The 16783-nt window shown below is 63.3% G+C and carries 13 protein-coding genes and 1 pseudogene; 9 read left to right on the top strand and 5 right to left on the bottom strand.

Features of this window, described 5'->3' with window-relative positions; all coding sequences use genetic code 11:
* Positions 1 to 16: 16 nt before the first annotated feature.
* The 3 genes from G9E11_RS12375 to G9E11_RS12365 all read right to left on the bottom strand — a co-directional run bounded on the left by G9E11_RS12375 (position 17) and on the right by G9E11_RS12365 (position 3221).
* Positions 17 to 1258 (bottom strand): S8 family serine peptidase, encoded by a 1242-nt coding sequence (locus G9E11_RS12375; RefSeq protein WP_190606159.1) that lies wholly within the window; start codon positions 1256 to 1258, stop codon positions 17 to 19.
* 67 nt (positions 1259 to 1325) lie between these two features.
* Complete coding sequence (locus G9E11_RS12370) at positions 1326 to 2174, bottom strand: esterase/lipase family protein (RefSeq protein WP_190606157.1); 849 nt, start codon at positions 2172 to 2174, stop codon at positions 1326 to 1328.
* A gap of 294 nt (positions 2175 to 2468) precedes the next feature.
* Positions 2469 to 3221: a FadR/GntR family transcriptional regulator gene (locus G9E11_RS12365; protein WP_190606155.1), complete on the bottom strand. Its 753-nt coding sequence runs from the start codon at positions 3219 to 3221 to the stop codon at positions 2469 to 2471.
* Between the two features lie 183 nt (positions 3222 to 3404).
* On the opposite strand from G9E11_RS12365, the gene eat reads away from it, so the two are divergent.
* The 5 genes from eat (at position 3405) to G9E11_RS12340 (ending at position 9197) form a co-directional block, all read left to right on the top strand.
* The gene (eat, locus tag G9E11_RS12360; RefSeq protein ID WP_190606153.1) at positions 3405 to 4844 is read left to right on the top strand and encodes an ethanolamine permease; all 1440 of its coding nucleotides are present in this window, start codon (positions 3405 to 3407) and stop codon (positions 4842 to 4844) included.
* Between the two features lie 74 nt (positions 4845 to 4918).
* Positions 4919 to 6301: a glutamine synthetase family protein gene (locus G9E11_RS12355; RefSeq protein WP_190606151.1), complete on the top strand. Its 1383-nt coding sequence runs from the start codon at positions 4919 to 4921 to the stop codon at positions 6299 to 6301.
* Positions 6282 to 7046, top strand: coding sequence for a gamma-glutamyl-gamma-aminobutyrate hydrolase family protein (locus G9E11_RS12350; protein ID WP_190606149.1), 765 nt, complete (start codon positions 6282 to 6284; stop codon positions 7044 to 7046). Before G9E11_RS12355 ends, G9E11_RS12350 begins: the two co-directional genes overlap by 20 nt.
* A complete protein-coding gene (locus G9E11_RS12345) occupies positions 7027 to 8394 on the top strand; it encodes an aldehyde dehydrogenase family protein (RefSeq protein ID WP_190606148.1) in 1368 nt (455 codons plus the stop codon). Before G9E11_RS12350 ends, G9E11_RS12345 begins: the two co-directional genes overlap by 20 nt.
* Before the next feature lie 23 nt (positions 8395 to 8417).
* Positions 8418 to 9197, top strand: a complete 780-nt coding sequence (locus G9E11_RS12340; RefSeq protein ID WP_190606147.1) for a 3-oxoacyl-ACP reductase — start codon at positions 8418 to 8420, stop codon at positions 9195 to 9197.
* A 494-nt stretch (positions 9198 to 9691) separates the two neighbouring features.
* Here G9E11_RS12340 and G9E11_RS12335 read toward each other — a convergent pair whose 3' ends face one another.
* On the bottom strand, positions 9692 to 10240 hold the full coding sequence (locus tag G9E11_RS12335) for a TetR/AcrR family transcriptional regulator (RefSeq protein ID WP_190606146.1): 549 nt from the start codon (positions 10238 to 10240) through the stop codon (positions 9692 to 9694).
* 116 nt (positions 10241 to 10356) lie between these two features.
* Here G9E11_RS12335 and G9E11_RS12330 point away from each other — a divergent pair, with 116 nt between their 5' ends.
* Positions 10357 to 11778: an MFS transporter gene (locus G9E11_RS12330; protein ID WP_190606145.1), complete on the top strand. Its 1422-nt coding sequence runs from the start codon at positions 10357 to 10359 to the stop codon at positions 11776 to 11778.
* Between the two features lie 309 nt (positions 11779 to 12087).
* On the opposite strand, the gene G9E11_RS12325 is transcribed toward G9E11_RS12330, so the two are convergent.
* Positions 12088 to 13062, bottom strand: coding sequence for an Ltp family lipoprotein (locus G9E11_RS12325; protein ID WP_246468922.1), 975 nt, complete (start codon positions 13060 to 13062; stop codon positions 12088 to 12090).
* A 391-nt stretch (positions 13063 to 13453) separates the two neighbouring features.
* Between G9E11_RS12325 and G9E11_RS21120 the strand changes: the two are divergent.
* The 3 genes and pseudogenes from G9E11_RS21120 to G9E11_RS12310 form a co-directional block, all read left to right on the top strand.
* Positions 13454 to 13598: pseudogene (locus G9E11_RS21120) on the top strand (SDR family oxidoreductase); the annotation flags it as partial.
* Positions 13599 to 13748: 150 nt separating this feature from the next.
* Complete coding sequence (locus G9E11_RS12315; RefSeq protein WP_190606144.1) at positions 13749 to 15446, top strand: amidohydrolase; 1698 nt, start codon at positions 13749 to 13751, stop codon at positions 15444 to 15446.
* Positions 15447 to 15550: 104 nt separating this feature from the next.
* Positions 15551 to 16711, top strand: coding sequence for an MFS transporter (locus G9E11_RS12310; RefSeq protein ID WP_190606143.1), 1161 nt, complete (start codon positions 15551 to 15553; stop codon positions 16709 to 16711).
* Positions 16712 to 16783: the final 72 nt, after the last annotated feature.

Raw genomic sequence — 16783 nt, 5'->3', positions numbered from 1 at the left:
TCCCGTATCGCTAAAGCTAGCGAACGGCGCTGTCCGCGTTCACCCGGCCGTGTGCCCAGAAGGTGCCAGTGCCAGGAATGTTGTCGGCGGTAGATTCTACGTCTGCGCGGATCGACGTGTTGGTAGCGCCAGGGTGGGAGCTCCACGCGAGTGCAGCCGTCGCGGCGACGATCGCCGAGGACATCGAGGTCCCGTTGCCGACGTCGTAACCGAAGGAGCGGTTGTTCTGGGTGGCGAGGACAAACGGGTGGTTCGGGAACGTTGAGTAGACGTTAACGCCGGGCGCCGCGATATCCACCCAGCTGGCGCCGTAGGTTGAGAACGATGCCTTGGCGTCTTTGTTGTCGGTGGCGGCCACGGCAATGACGTTCGGGTATGCGCCAGGATAGATCTTGCTCTGGTTCCCGCCATTGCCGGCCGCGGCGACGAGCACCACACCCTTGCTCCAGGCGTTGTTGACGGCAGTCTCCAGGGTGCGCGACGCCCGTACTCCAATGCTCATGTTGATGACCTTCGCGCCGTTGCTGACAGCCCAGTTGATGCCGTTCACCACGGCCGAGGTCGACCCAACGCCATTGTCGTCGAGCACCTTCCCAGCCAGGATGGTACAGCCCGGACACGTTCCGGCGACACCGATCGTGTTGTTGGAGCTGGCGGCGACGATGCCCGCCACGTGCGTGCCGTGGCCATAGTTGTCCTCATTCGTTGCCGCAGTGCTGAAGTTGGCCCGCAGCACGACCTTCGGGTTGATGTCGGGGTTGTCGCTGGCGACACCCGAATCGAGAACTGCCACTTTGATGCCGCTACCGGTCTTTACGCTCCACGCTTCGACGGCGTCCACATCGGCGTCCGCGGTTCCAGCGGGCACGGTGAGCGTGCCGACGGTATTGGTATAGGACTGGCCAGTGTTCTGCAGGGCATACTGGCGGGGGAAATACTGGTCAGATGTGGCTGCGGTAACCACCTCGTCCGGCTCGGCGTACTCGACGGCGGGATTGCGGCTCAGCGCTGCGATGAGTGAGGATTCCTGATTCGCCGGTACTTTGACCACGTGGGCGCCGGTGCTTCCGATACCAGCGCCCTCGCTGAGGGCGTGCTGGCGGAGGACGCCGGCTGCCGCGCCGTTGTCGCGGAACTTGACGATGATCTGGCCCGTGACCTGCGGCGGCTGCGTTGCCGCGTTGGTCGGGCCCGCTGCGGTTACGGCACCAAACCCGAGGAGAACAGCGGCGAGGCCGGCAATAGCAACTTTTTTCATACCGAGCATCTTGCTCCAATCTGCCCATGCTAGATAGCGTCTGCGGGAAAGTTACCCGCTTTGCCCCCTAGATGCAGCTTGGCTGGTAGGCGGGATCAGCAGGTCCGGAAGCCTGTCCCAGGGCGTGGGCCACGATCTGGTGCACCACGGGGTCGTTCGGCGTCTGGTCGTGTTCGAAGACATCGGCCGGGCACTTGTCCTGGACGGTGATGTTCGTGACTTGCCGCGCCGGGCCAGCAAGGAACTGGCTGTTGTAGGGAATGACCACTTCGTCGTGCACTGTGGAAATGACGGTGTAGGACGAACCGGCAACGGTGTCACCGATGGAGTTGAGCTTCAGCATGAAAGCCGATCCTGCCTGCTGGTCGGCGCACGCAGCACAGCCAAGGCCGGTGTAGTCCGGATCCGGGACGACACTCGGCGGCCGGATGATCACACCTTCCGTGCCGTGGTTGGAGGGAGCGATGCCAATGAGCTGGTGGACGTACTTGGCTCCGCCGAGAAAGCCCATGTAGTAGCGGGGCATCATCCCGCCCTGGCTGTGGCCCACGAGGTCAACTTTCTTCGTCCCGGTGTCAGCACGAACCGCATCCACGAATGAGGCGAGTTCCTGCGCGGATTCGGCCACCGGTGCAGTGGCATACACTCCGCTGGTTTCGCCGTAGTTGAGAGCGAAAACGCAATACCCGGCACGCTTGAGGTAAGGCGACAGGGTGGACCAGTTCTTCTCCATGCTCTCGAACGTTCCCGGCACCAGAATGACCGGATAAGGGTGCTCGGCGGTCGGTTTGCAGGACCAGTCGTTAGCTCCTGGCGGTGAAATTTCTGTGCCAGCCGCCTGGGCGGGCGCCACGGCCAGGCAGCTTGCAAGCACGGCGAGGACGGCGATGGACAAGGTCTTGGCAAGCAGTGACATGGAAACCTCTTTGTTCGTGTGTCAGCGATTGGGCCCGCGGCCGGCCTGGTCGTCGCGGCGACCAGACGCTGGCTGGGTATTGAAATGCTAGGCAGCCGGCACGTCCGTGCGGCCTTGACTGCACAGACGTGCGTGAATCCCGGTTGCGCGGCGCAGCGTACCGGCGCGGAAGCCCACCGCGTTTGCCACGTACTTACTGGCCAGTAGATTTACCCACAAGGATGCCGCCGGCGAAACATCGCAGATGTGCCTGCACAAACGTTCATTGCCGCGACAGCGTGAGTCCGGCGAAAATCACGGGACGTCGGATGCTGCAGCTGAAGAGTTCTCCGGCGAGACCAGGAATCCGTGGAGCAGTGACGCCGTTCCCTGCAGGTGATCCTGGGTTGCCCGGTACGCTCCGTCGGCATCCCCGCGGAGTATCGCGTCGATAATCTCCTGGTGCTGCCGGTTGGAATGCTCAAGGTTGGGCTCCAGGAATGGGATGCGATCAAGAAGATCACTGACCCTGGCGCGGGTATCCGCAACAGCGGCGACGAGGCTTGGAGATCCACTGACTTCCGCGATGGCCACATGGAACCGTGCGTCCTTCGGCCTGTACAACTCCACTGGGGCTGCTGCGACATCAGCCAGGGCATCCAGCAGGTGGCGCCGCTGCCGTGGCGACAGCGCGGCCTTGGCGGCAAGGGAAGAGGCCGCCGGTTCCAGTACGGCACGAAAGGTGAGAACGTCGTTCACTTCGGCAGGGTCAAGATCGGCGGAACCCGCAAGTCCGCCGAGCCTTCCTTCAGAGACGTAGGTGCCGCCGGACCTGCCGCGGCGGACTTCCACGTACCCGGCCTTTTGAAGCTCCGCCAGGGCATCTCGCAGCGTTGCACGTGACACGCCCAGCAGCTCTGAGAGCTCTCGTTCGGCGGGTAACTTCTCGCCGACGCCAAAAAGCCCCAGCTTGATGTGCTGGAGCAGCCGTTCGATGGTTTCCTCGAAGGCGTTTCCGTGCCGTACTGGACGTATAAGCCTCGCGGGAACCCCAAGTGCCTCTTCCATGACCCCATCCTAATCCGGTCTGAAAAAATGCCTATGGTCGGCGAGGGATCGAGTCCAAACCGAGGCTGTTCTTCAAAGAGGAACCGGCGATCGCTTGACGCAACACGGTGACGTACCCCACACTGGCTAGAGACTTTTGGACTAATTACAGACCATTAAGACCCTTGAAAGAAGGGATATCTCATGTCATCACGTCCTTCAGAGCACCTCGTCAACGACGACGAGGGCTACCTCCATCACCGTCAACTCAAACGTGGAGCGGCTGGCTGGGTCCTGCTGGCGGGGCTCGGCGTTGCCTATGTCATCTCCGGTGACTTCGCCGGCTGGAACCTGGGCCTCGCCCAGGGCGGCTGGGGCGGACTCCTCATCGCTTTCATTCTGATGGGCATCATGTACACGTGCATGGTGTTCGGACTGGCCGAACTGTCCTCAGCGCTTCCGGCCACGGGTGCCGGCTACGGTTTTGCCCGCAGGGCGCTCGGCCCACTTGGAGGCTTTGCCACCGGCGTAGCCGTACTGATCGAGTACGCCGTCGCACCCGCGGCCATCGCGACCTTCATCGGCGGCTACATAGAGGCCCTGGGCTTGTTCGGCCTCACCAACTCCTGGCCCGTTTACCTGGTGACCTTCGCCGTCTTCATTGGAATCCATCTGCGCGGAGTAGGTGAAGCGCTGAAACTGATCTTTGCGATCACGGCAATCGCCGTCATCGCCTTGGCCGCCGTCGTCATCGGGCTCGTACCGCATTTCAACGCGGCAAACCTCTTCGACGTCGTGCCGGACGGTTCCCCGACCTCCAGCGCCTTCCTCCCCATGGGCATCGGCGGTGCGGTCGCAGCCCTCGTCTACGCCATCTGGTTTTTCTTGGCAGTCGAAGGTGTTCCGCTGGCTGCCGAAGAGACAGCGGACCCCAAGAAAGACATGCCCCGCGGCATCATCGTGGCCGTTGTGGTTCTGGTGGTCTTCGGAGCACTGATGCTAGTCCTGGTTCCCGGCGCAGCAGGGTCCGAGGCGATGGGCGTCTCCAATAACCCACTTCCGGAAGCGCTCCGCCTGGCGTACGGAGGCAATACAGTCCTTGCTGACTTTGTGAACTATGCAGGTTTGGCGGGGCTGGTGGCCAGCTTCTTCTCCATCATCTATGCCTACTCCCGGCAGCTCTTCGCCCTGTCCCGAGCCGGGTACCTTCCCAAGTGGTTGTCATTGACGGGCAAGAGGCGTACCCCGTACTGGGCGCTCATCGTCCCCGGCGCCCTCGGATTCGTCCTTGCGGCCACCACGGGCAACGGCGCCCTGCTCATCAATATCGCGGTCTTCGGAGCGACAGTCTCGTACGTGCTGCTGAATCTCTCTCACATAGTCCTGCGGGTAAGGGAACCGGACCTTCCCCGGGGATACAGGACCCCTGGAGGTGCGGTCACCACAACCATCGCCCTGCTTCTGGCTGCTGTTGCCGTCGTTGCCACCTTCGTCGTCGACGTGATGGCGGCGTCCATCACCGCCGCAGTGTTCGCCGCCGCACTCCTTTATTACTGGTTCTACAGCCGCCACCGGATTGTGGCAGGGGCGCCCGAAGAGGAATTTGCACAACTCGCGGCAGCCGAAGCCGAACTCAGCAACTGAACTGAACTCTCCGTCTCAACACGGCGAAGAGCACGGATTACGTCCAACACCAGATCGAAGTTACGGAAATCAAAATGACCAATGAAATCGCAGGGAAAGCCTCCCAGGCACAGCTGACTGTCGAGGAGCTGAAGCAGAAGGTTGCGGCAGGTGAAATCGACACCGTCGTCGTAGCCATCACCGACGCTCTGGGCCGGCTCCAGGGCAAGCGCTGCGGCGCAAGGTCCTTCCTGGAGGACGTCCTCGGACATGGCGCCGAAGGCTGCAACTACCTCCTCGCCGTCGACGTCGAAATGAACACCATCGACGGATACGCCATGTCGTCCTGGGCAAACGGCTACGGGGACATGGTCATGCGGCCCGATGTCAGCACGCTGCGGCTGGTGCCGTGGCTCCAGGGCACCGCGTTGGTCCAGTGCGACGTCCTCTGGCTTGACGGCCGTCCCGTTACCCAGTCCCCGCGGCAGATACTGCGCGCCCAGATCGAACGCCTCGAAAAGCTCGGATACCGCGCCCACATCGGCACGGAACTCGAGTTCATCATGTTCGACGACAGTTACGAGCAGGCATGGGACAAACAGTATGTGGGACTGAAACCGTCCACCCGCTACAACGTCGATTACTCCCTCCTTGCGACGGCCGGCCTCGAACCGGTCATCCGGGACATCCGCAACAGCATGGAAAGCGCCGGGCTCGTCGTCGAATCCTCAAAGGGCGAGTGCAACCACGGCCAGCAGGAAATCACCTTCAGGTACGCCGAAGCGCTCCAGGCCTGCGACGGCCACGCGTTCTACAAGAACGGTGCCAAGGAGATCGCGGGCAAGCACGGCAAGAGCATCACGTTCATGGCCAAGTACAACGAGCGGGAAGGCAGTTCCTGCCATATCCATTTCAGCCTGACGGACCTGGACGGCAATCCGGTGCTTGCAGGTGACGGTGAGCACGGCTTCAGCCCCCTGATGGAGCATTTCGTCGCCGGCCAACTGGGAGCCATGCAGGAACTCTCGTACTTCCTGGCGCCCAACATCAACTCATACAAGCGCTTCGTTGAGGGCAGCTTCGCACCAACCGCCATCGCGTGGGGCCTGGACAACCGCAGCTGTGCGCTGCGCATCGTTGGGCGCGGGCCCGGCCTCCGCGTGGAAAACCGGGTGGGCGGTGGCGACGTCAACCCATACCTCGCCGCGGCAGCCCTCATCGCAGCAGCCATACACGGCATCGAGAACGAACTCCCTCTGGAACCCATCATGGTCGGCAACGCCTACGAGTCCACTGCGGACCGGATTCCGACGACGCTCCGGGACTCGCGCGCCCTGCTCGCCACCAGTGAAATCGCCCGCAAGTCCTTCGGCGACGAAGTGGTGGACCACTACGTGCACGCGGCCGACGTCGAACTCAAGGCATACGACAGTGCGGTGACAGATTGGGAGCGCAAGCGTGGCTTTGAACGTCTCTGATACCTACCGGCCGCGGATCGGCCTCACCACCTACTACCAGGAGGCATCCTGGGGCGTCTGGCAGGCCGACGCCGCCATCCTTCCCGGCACCTATGTACAAGCAGTGGTCGCAGCCGGCGGCACGCCGGTCCTGCTGCCGCCGGTGGGGACCGACCCCACCGTCGTCGAGCTTCTGGACGGGCTCATCATCGCCGGCGGAACCGACGTCGACCCGGCACACTACGGTGCGGAGCCCCATGAGCTGACGCGGTCCCAACCGGCACGGGACACTCACGACATCGCCCTCACCAGGGCGGCGCTGGCCACGGGGCTTCCGCTGTTTTCCATCTGCCGCGGCGCCCAGATCCTCAACGTGGCACTGGGTGGATCGCTGATCCAGCACATTCCGGACGTCAACCCGGGTGCGGCCCAGTACCAGCCGGCGCCCGGGGTGTTCGGGAGCGTCGAATTCACCACCGCACCGGGCAGCATCAGCGATGAGCTGCTCGGGCCTCAGGCCAGCGCCCCCTGCTACCACCACCAGGCCGTGGAGAGGATCGCGGACGGACTGCGGGTGACTGCGGCAGCGCAGGACGGAACCGTACAGGCGCTCGAGACGGCGGCCGGCGGATGGGTGCTGGGAGTCCAATACCACCCCGAACAAAACCCGGACGACCTGCGGCTCTTCAAGGGATTCATTGAAGCAGCCCGCAACTACCGCCAAGAACGAACGGAGAACCTAGTCGATGTCCACCAGCACGTTTGATGTCCTGAACCCGGCCACGGAAGAGGTCGTTGAGACGGTTCCCCTCGCCACACTGGAGGATACGGACCGCGCCATCGAAAAGGCGGCAGCCGCCTTTGAGACGTGGCGTCACGTGTCACCCGCGGACCGGTCAATGCTGTTGCGCCGCTTCGCCGCCGCTGTGGATGCCGACGTCGAAAACCTCGCCCACCTTGAAGTGGTCAACGCCGGCCACACGATCGGCAACGCCCGGTGGGAGGCAGGAAACGTCCGGGACGTCCTCGCCTACTATTCCGGCGCCCCGGAACGGCACATGGGCCAGCAGATCCCCGTTGCCGGCGGCGTCAACGTCACCTTCAACGAACCCCTCGGCGTTGTGGGAGTGATCGTCCCGTGGAACTTCCCGATGCCCATCGCCGCATGGGGATTCGCTCCGGCGCTGGCAGCAGGCAACACGGTGGTCCTCAAGCCTGCCGAGCTGACGCCGCTGACCGCACTGCGCCTCGGGCAGCTTGCCAAGGAAGCTGGCCTGCCGGACGGTGTGCTCCAGATCATTCCCGGCAAGGGATCCGTCGTCGGGGAACGCTTCGTCACCCACCCGGCTGTGCGCAAGGTGGTTTTCACCGGCTCAACGGGCGTGGGCAAGCGGATCATGGCCGGCTGCGCCGAGCAGGTGAAGCCGGTGACTTTGGAACTGGGGGGCAAGAGTGCCAACATCATCTTCTCCGACGCCGATCTTGAGGCGGCCGCCGCAGCAGCCCCGGGCGGAGCCTTTGACAATGCCGGGCAGGACTGCTGCTCCCGTTCCCGCATCCTCGTCCAACGTGAGGTGTTCGAAAAGTTCCTCGGACTGCTGGAACCTGCCGTTAAGGCGCTGAAGGTCGGGGACCCCCGGGACGAGGACTCGTTCATGGGGCCGCTGATTTCCGCCGCGCAGCACCGCACGGTGGCGGGCTTCGTGCCTGACGGAGCACCCATCGCGTTTCAGGGATCGGCGCCGGACGGCAAGGGTTTCTGGTTCCCGCCCACCGTCCTGACGCCGTCCCGCGAGGACCGGGTGATGCGCGATGAAATCTTCGGCCCGGTGGTGGCAGTAGTGCCCTTCACGGACGAGGCAGACGCGATCCGCCTGGCCAACGACACCATCTATGGCCTCTCCGGTTCCATCTGGACCAGGGACGTGGGGCGGGCCCTGCGGGTTGCCCGCGGACTGGAATCCGGCAACCTTTCGGTGAACTCGCATTCCTCCGTCAGGTACTCCACGCCGTTTGGCGGATTCAAGCAGTCCGGCCTGGGCCGCGAGCTGGGACCTGACGCCCTGAACGCCTTCACCGAAACCAAGAACGTTTTCATCTCCACCACCGCCTGAACACAAGACGAGGAAAAGCAAAAATGATTGAAGTCATCTCCAACCGCCTCAAGGGCCGCAGCGCAGTCATCACCGGCGGTGCCAGCGGAATTGGCCTTGCAACTGCCCGCCGGTTCGCCTCGGAAGGAGCACACGTTGTTATCGCCGATCTCGATCCGACCGCCGGACAGCGTGCCGCTGAAGAGATTGACGGCCTGTTCGTCAAGGTGGACGTCACCAGCGAGGAAGAGGTCAAGAACCTCTACGCCGTGACCAACGAAACCTACGGAAGCGTGGACATCTCGTTCAACAATGCCGGGATCTCCCCGCCTGACGACGCCTCCATCATCGATACGGGAATTGATGCTTGGCGGCGAGTGCAGGAGGTCAACCTCACCTCCGTGTTCTACTGCTGCAAGTACGCTCTGCCGTACATGCAGGCGCAGGGCAAGGGGTCCATCATCAACACGGCATCCTTCGTGGCAGTGATGGGCGCCGCCACTTCCCAGATCTCATACAGCGCCTCAAAGGGCGGCGTCCTGTCGATGAGCCGTGAGCTGGGTGTGCAGTTCGCCCGCGAGGGCATCCGCGTGAACGCCCTGTGCCCCGGCCCGGTCAACACGCCGCTGCTGAAGGAGCTCTTTGCCAAGGACCCCGAGAAGGCCGCCCGCCGACTGATCCACGTTCCGCTCGGCAGGTTCGCCGAACCTGAGGAACTGGCCGCTGCCGTTGCATTCCTTGCCAGCGACGATGCGTCCTTCATCACCGCCTCCACCTTCCTGGTCGACGGCGGCATCGCCGGAGCCTACGTAACGCCGGAGTAGGAGGCGAATTCACGCTGAGGGCCACGATGGGCGTGGCCCTCAGCGCTTTAATGGCGCGCGGGTGCCGCCGATGGGTGAAGACCCCCCGCTCACCTGGAGTTCAGTTCTAGCATCCCGTCTATTGAAGTCTTCGAAAAGCACGACGGCGGCAGTCGCCGCGGTGCGCCGGTCGCCCTGAATGACAGCAGCTTCTCCACTAGGTGCGGCGCGAAGTCGCCGTCGATCGAAAATACCACTGGCCAGCGGGCGCTGGTCTGCTCCGGTAGTCCTTGCACAGTCAGCAAAGGTCGCAGACAGTCTGGCCGCGGCTGGGAGCGGACTTAGTGTCGGCGTCGACGTTCACCATCCCCATGACTGCTGCAGTGAATCCGGCTACGAGGAGTTTTTTCAGAGCGTCATCTCGCGCCTGCATGCACCGGTTGGGGAGGGTAGAGGCCCGCAAGAGCGTCTGCAGCGGGCGGGCCCGCGGGCTTCCAATGCGTCCCCTGAACCCGTCAGCGAGCAAGCAGCCCGTCCGCGACGATCGCAAGCATCGATGCCACTGCGTCGGCAGGAAGCTCGCTGTTGTCTGCGACTGCGGCCGCCCCGCCAACAAGCCGGCTGATTTGCATTGCCTCCACGCCGGGGCGCAGGGCCGAGTCCAACGCGTCAATCACGCGCTGGTTCGCGTTGATATAAGTCGTGCATTTCGCCGCAAATGGCGACTCAGGGTCGCCCAGCGCAGCAGTAATCCTGGCGGCTGCACCTTTGTGCTCTGTCAGCATCGCTGCGTAGTCGCTCAGCCACGTCAACAGCTGCTCCCGCGCCGGCGCGTCGAGCGAAAGCGCCCGGTCCACTGCCTCGTTGACCTTCTCTGCCCAGGCCTCGAGGACCGCGTCGTACAGGGACTCTTTGGTAGGAAAGTGCCGGTATAGCGTACCGGTGCCCACCCCGGCGCCTTTGGCGACCTCGTCCATTGAGACGGCGTCGAAGCCTTTGGCGCGGAAGAACGCACGTGCAACCTCCACGATGCGGTCGCGGTTGCGTTGGGCGTCAGCGCGCACAGAAACACCTTTCAAAACGTTGTTGCCAAAACGGAGAGTGTCTCCGTATAGTTCTAACCGGAGCATCTCTCCCCTTAGTGTACGTCAGCCCTCTGGCTAGAACAGGACACCTCCCCATGACATCCACAATCGCCGCAGGCGGGCCCGCCGGGACCGTCCGGAGAAGCGGTAATTCACGCGGCCGCGCCGGCAGCATTGGCCTCTGGCTGGTCATGCTTGCCCAGCTCATGCTTGTCCTCGACGCGACCGTCGTCAACGTCGCACTCCCCCACATCGCCACCGACCTCGATTTCACCCGCGCCCAGCTCAGCTGGGTCTTGAACGGCTACGCCGTTTCCTTCGGCGGCCTCCTGCTGCTCGGCGGACGGATCGGAGACGTCTTCGGCCGTCGCCGCACGTTCCTGCTGGGCGTCGCAGTCTTCACGGTCTTCTCGCTGCTCGGCGGCCTGGCCACCTCACCTCTTCTCCTCGTCATCGCACGCGCACTCCAAGGCCTCGGTGCCGCGTTCGCCGCCCCAAGCGTGCTCGCGCTCATCACTACGAGCGCACGGGACGACGGCGCACGGAACCGGGCGCTTGCATTGTTCTCCGCCGTCGCCTCGATGGGTGGCGCGCTCGGGCTCATTCTTGGCGGCCTGCTCACCGACATGGCCAACTGGCGGTGGACCCTCTTCATCAATGTGCCGATCGGCGTCGCGGTCCTCATTGCCGTGCCGCGCCTCGTCGCCGAAACTCCCCGCAGGCCCGGCCGCTTCGACATTCTCGGGGCGGTGAGCGCAACGGGCGGCGCCGTCGCCATCGTGTGGGCTCTCATCCAGGCGGGCGACGACGGCTGGTCCAGTCCCCGCACGATCGGCGGGTTCGTGGTCGGCGCAGCGCTGATCACCGTGCTCGCCTTCACCGAGCGGAGAGTTGCCCACCCTCTGCTCCACCCGCAGTTGCTCCGCAGCCCGAGCCGGGTGGCGGCGCTGGCGGCCATGGCGGCCACCTACGGCGGGATGCTGGCGATGTTCTTCCTCATGGTCCAATACCTCGAAAATGATCTGCACCTCACGCCACTGTTGACGGGGCTGGCGTTCCTGCCGATGCCCCTGAGCATCTTCGCGATGTCACGGATCGTCCCGCGCCTGGTCGAGCGCTTCGGGGCCGTCCGCCTGGTCATGCTCGGCGCTGCCCTTCGCGTCGTCGCCTTCCTGCCGCTGACGCAGCTGAGTGCCAACACGCCCTTCGCGATCGTGATGGTTGCCCTGCTGCTTACGGGAATCTCAGCCGGCATGACGTTCATGCCGCTCACGACGCTCGCGCTTCGCAACGTCGAACCCGGGCACGCAGGGTCCGCCTCAGGGCTTTTCCAGACAATGCAGCAACTTGGCGGCGCCGTTGGACTGGCCATCGTGGCTTCGACCTACGCGGCCTTCGCCACCCCTGGCGACTTCCTGACCGGCGGGCGCGCCGGGTTCTGGTCGGCGACCATCCTCTCCGCCCTCGCGCTGGCAGCCGTCGTCGGGCTGGTCATCAGGCCTCGGAAGGTGGGATGACGGCACCAGTTCGGGTGGCTGATTACTCACGGATCGCCGAAGCCACTCGCAACAACCTGTTGCAGCCCGGCTCCGTGCTCGCGCCGGCCACCTCTCCGTGATGCAGTCGCTCCAGTCCTGACGCCACACCTGGGTCGTGGCCACGCCACCGGTTTGCGCTTCAAGGCGGCGAAGTTCTATAGCGCGCACTTTTGCTAGTGCAGTCAAAGGAATACTTCGAAGAGAGATGCCCCGGCCGCAAACGGCCGGGGCATCCCTTGCGCCTTGAAGCTGAGCGCTCCAATCAGGGCCACATGTTCGTCATAGTCACTAGAGACCGGTCTTGCTCACACCGTACGCAGCCTGCGCCGGGGTGAATCCCTCAAAGAGCAGCTGGTCAATCAACCCGGCTCGAGAGAAGGACGTGTATTCGAGGTAGTCCTTGGCTTTTTTGGCTGCCTGCTCGTTCCAGTTGACGCTCACGCGGTCCACGGCCCAAGTCGCATCCGGTGTCGAATACTTCTCGAAGACCAACTGTTTGACGAGACCGGTGCGCGAGAACGCGGTGTAATCGAGATAATCAGCAGCTTTCTGCAGGGCATTCTGCTGACTGATTGTTCCAGCTTCTGCGGCAGCCTTAGCAGCAGCGGCAGCTTCAGCCTTTGCCTTGGCAGCAGCGTCCGCCTTTGCCTTAGCCTCCGCGTCAGCCTTGGCCTTCGCCTCTTTGGCAGCAGCGTCCGCTTTAGCCTTAGCCTCCGCGTCAGCCTTAGCCTTCGCCTCCTTGGCAGCAGCATCAGCCGCGGCCTTAGCTTCCGCATCAGCCTTAGCCTTTGCGTCAGCCTCAGCCTTGGCGACTGCCGGATCCTGCGTTGCGGTCTCTACCGGAGCAGCAGAAGCGGGAGCAACCGAGGAGTCATTGGCAGTGGAAACAGCCGGCGCGGACGTCGGTGCAGCTTCGCCGCGGCTGGCGTTGACGATGATGCTGAGGAGGATGAAAGCGCCCGTGACTATCAAGGCCACTTTCTTATGCCTGTCGTAACCCTCCAACGGAAGCCCCCGCTTGTCGCGGGTCTTGTTCACAAGTATGAGGATGAGGTCGATCAGGGCCCATATACCCAGACCACCGAAGGTGACCAGCTTGAGTACGCCGGTGCCGACTTTGCCCAGATAGAACCGATCGACGCCTAAAACGCCGAGGAGGAGGGAGAGTAACCACGTGACGAGGAAAGACTTATTGCTCTGCTGGGCCTGTCCTTTGTGCGGGTACCCGTACGCGGCGCCCGGCATTGGCGGCTGCTGGGGCATTTGAGGGTGCGGCTGCTGGTTCAGGACGTGCCCGGGGTACGGCGGTTGGGCGGACTGCCCAGGGTACGAAGCCGTCGGCTGCTGCGCCATGGCCGGCTGCCACTCAGGCTGACCGGGGGCGGAAGCCGCCCGAGCTGTCGGTGGCTGTTCCGGATAGGACTGGGGCATGCTGTTCCCTTCGATGGTGTCGTGCGATTCATCTCGTCTTGAGGGCATCTGGATTTCCCATCGAAAGCCGGCTTCCCCCAAGCCATGTATTCCGCCCTCCACTCTTATTCCACATCCTCAAGCTCTGCGTGGGTTTGGCCATGCTGAACGCAAGGTTCTGCACAGGATTACGCAAAGGTGTGGTCCGAGCCCGCGAAACTACCGGACCCATCCGCATCCGACCCTGGCACTGATGGGCGCCGCCACTTCCCAGATCTCATACAGCGCCTCCAAGGGCGACGTCCTGTCGATGAGCCGTGAGCTGGGGAGTCCAGTTCGCCCGCGAGGGCATCCGCGTGAATGCTTTGTGCCCCGGCCCGGTCAATACGCTGCCGGCCCGTGCACCTCTCCTATTGCAGTCGCTCCGGCCCTGAACCGCACGCCTGCTCGGATTTCCAAAAGCCGTGCACGGAGAGTCAAGCAACCAAGAGCCCGCCAATTTAGTGTTGTGACACAACACACCTTTAGGGACTGAGGTTGTGAACAACACAGCTGACCTTCTTCTGATCAACGGTCTCATCGACACCCTGCACGATGAACACCCTCGTGTCACGGCACTCGCCGTCAAGGCCGGGAAGGTCCTCGCCGTCGGTTCGTCTGCCGAGGATGCAGCCGGACCGGGCACGGACATCATCGACCTCAAGGGCGCCTATGTAATGCCCGGACTGCTGGACGTCCACAACCACCACATGCTTGCGGGGCAAATGGATTTGTTCGAGCTCAACGAGGCGCCCAACAAATCGCTTGATGATCTCCTCACCGCCGTTGCGAGCTACGCCAAAAGGCTTGGCCCGGAGGAGTGGCTGATCGGCGGAAGCTGGGGTTCCGGTCTCCTTGCCGAACTCAACTCCGTGGAAACGCTGGCTCGCTTTGATGCCGCGACCGGCGGACGGCCCGCCATCCTGAAAGACGACAGCAAGCATAACAGGTGGGTAAATTCCCGAGGCTTGGAATTGGCCGGAATCGACGAACGGGCGCCGGATCCCGAGGGCGGCCAGATTATGCGGGACGCTTCGGGGCGTGCCACTGGTGTCCTCATCGAGGCCGGGGGCGTCCTTGTGGAACAGACAGTGGCGCGGCTGCAGCCCCGGTCCAGGCAGGACATGGCCCGGGCCGCAGCGCGCGGTATCGAGATTCTGCATTCCTACGGCATCACGGGGTTCCAGGACGCGGCCTCGTCACTCCAGCTGCTGCAGGCATTGAAAGAGCTCGACTACTCCGGTGAACTCTCTGCATGGGTGGTGACCTCCATGCAGGCCAATGACTTTATCTTCGGTACCACTCCACTCGGCGAGGGCATCATCGCCCACCGCGAGGACACACGGTCCGAACACCACCGGCCGGACTTCATCAAGATCTTCCTTGACGGGGTTCCCCCGGCGGGGACTGCTGCGTTCATAGAACCCTATCTGTCCGGCGTCGGCTTTCCTGAGTGCCACTGCGGAGGCACAACCATGCCCGCAGCGGAACTTGAGCGCTGGCTTATGGGCACAGCCGAACGAGGCATTTCCGCAAAGATCCACTGCACGGGGGATGCGTCGGTCCGGCTGGTGCTGGACACCGTCGCCAAGGTCCGTTCAGCCGGATACACAAAACCGAGGTACCACGTCGCCCACGGCCAGTTTGTCCAGGAACAGGACATCCCCCGGTTTGCCGAACTCGATGTCACCGCCGACATCTCCCCCTCGTTGTGGTTCCCGGGCGTCATCTCCGAGGCCATCGCTACGGTACTCCCCGCGCAAAGGGCGTCAAGGATGCAGCCCAACCGTTCACTGCTGGATGCCGGCGTCCGCATCGCCGGCGGCTCGGACTGGCCGGTCAGCGTGTCGCCCAACGCCTGGGAAGGGATTTACGGCCTGGTCACCCGGCAGGACCCAACGGGACAATTCCCGGGCGCGCTCTGGCCCGAACAGGCCATTTCACTTCCGGAAGCCATCAGGGTCTACACCACGAACTCCGCGGAGGCGATGGGCATTGATGACGTCACCGGCGCCCTGGCCCCGGGAAAGTCCGCAGACTTCATCGTCCTGACTGACAATCCGCACGGGATCGACATCGAACAGATTCCGCACATCAAAACCCGGCAGACCTGGTTCGCGGGCCGCAAGGTCTTCGATGCCGAGTCCACGGAACCCGCAGCCACCCCGGCCGAAGGACGCGCAACACAGCGAGCCTGACGGTTCCGCAGCACCCCCTGCTGCTTACATCCCGCAGGGTTCATCACCCCAATCTCACGCCGACGGCGGCCCCGCCGCTTCGTCCTGCCCGAAAGGCAATGACCATGACCGCCACCGCACAAGCTGCTCCGGCAGCCGCCTCCTCGGACAAGGGGACGTACACCTATATCGCTGTTTTCAGTGCCGTCCTATACACCGTCCTGCTGATTGCCCCTGTCATCGCAGGCAAACTGATCGAACAGTCCGGGCTGTCCCCGGTCCAGGTAGGGACGCTCTTCTCGTTGGAGCTTGGAGCCTTCAGTCTTGCCACGGTGCCGGCGTACTTGTGGCTCCGCCGGATGAACCTGAGGACGGCCAGCTACATCTTCACGGCCGTCGCCATTGCAGGCAACGTCGTCTCGGGATTTGTGGACGACTTTGGCCTGTTGATGATCGCCAGGGTGGTGACCAGCCTTGCGGCCGGCTCCATCACGGTGATCATCCTGACCCTTAGCGGTAAAACCGCCAACCCCAGCCGAGCCTTCGGAATATTCGTCGTTTTCCAACTGGCCATGGGAGCACTCATTCTGGCGGTCTTCCCGTCATTGTTTGCGGGAGCGGGAGTGTCCGCAATTTACTGGACACTTGCCGGGCTCGCGGTACTGTGCCTTTTCGTAGTCAACCGCATCGACGGCGAAGTACTGCGGACCGCTGTTCCTGTTGCTGCCGAGGCACCGCAGCGGGTCCCTGTTCTCAAGGCAGCCGCGGGGATGGCCGCGGTGCTGCTCTTCTACATTGCCCTCAGCGGTATCTGGTCATTCATAGCCCAGATCTCGGCCGGCTCCGGAATCGACCTTTCCGCCAGCAGCCTAGTTCTTTCCCTGGCCACTGTCGCCGGGATACTGTCGGCCCTCGTTGCAACCGCCCTTGGTGAGACGCCGCATCGAAAGCTGTACCTGGCGGCAGGTTATACAGGAATGGCGGCCAGCATCGCGTTGCTCTTCGGCTCACCGGCCCTGATCCAGTTTGCCGTCGCCGCGGTGATCTTCAAGTTCGCCTGGACCTTCATCCTGCCGTATCTGCTGTCCACGTTGTCCTCACTTTCCAGCGGCGCACATCTGATGAACACAACAAACCTGATGATCGGAACCGGCTTCTCCATCGGTCCGATCGTCAGCGGAGCATTGATCCAGTCAGGCGGGGGCTCATTCACGGGCATGCTCGTCTTCGCCCTCGCCGGAGTGCTGGCGTCGTGCGCGCTCGTCCTCATCGCACAGCGCCGTTAGCGACGTCCAAGCGTTGGCCCCACCCCCGGAGTTTTTTGTCCTGCAATGCTGGCGTGAATCGTTCGCAGGCCT

Source organism: Arthrobacter ipis (assembly GCF_014694315.1).
GTDB lineage: Bacteria > Actinomycetota > Actinomycetes > Actinomycetales > Micrococcaceae > Arthrobacter > Arthrobacter ipis.
This window is presented reverse-complemented; position numbering and strand designations above follow the sequence as displayed.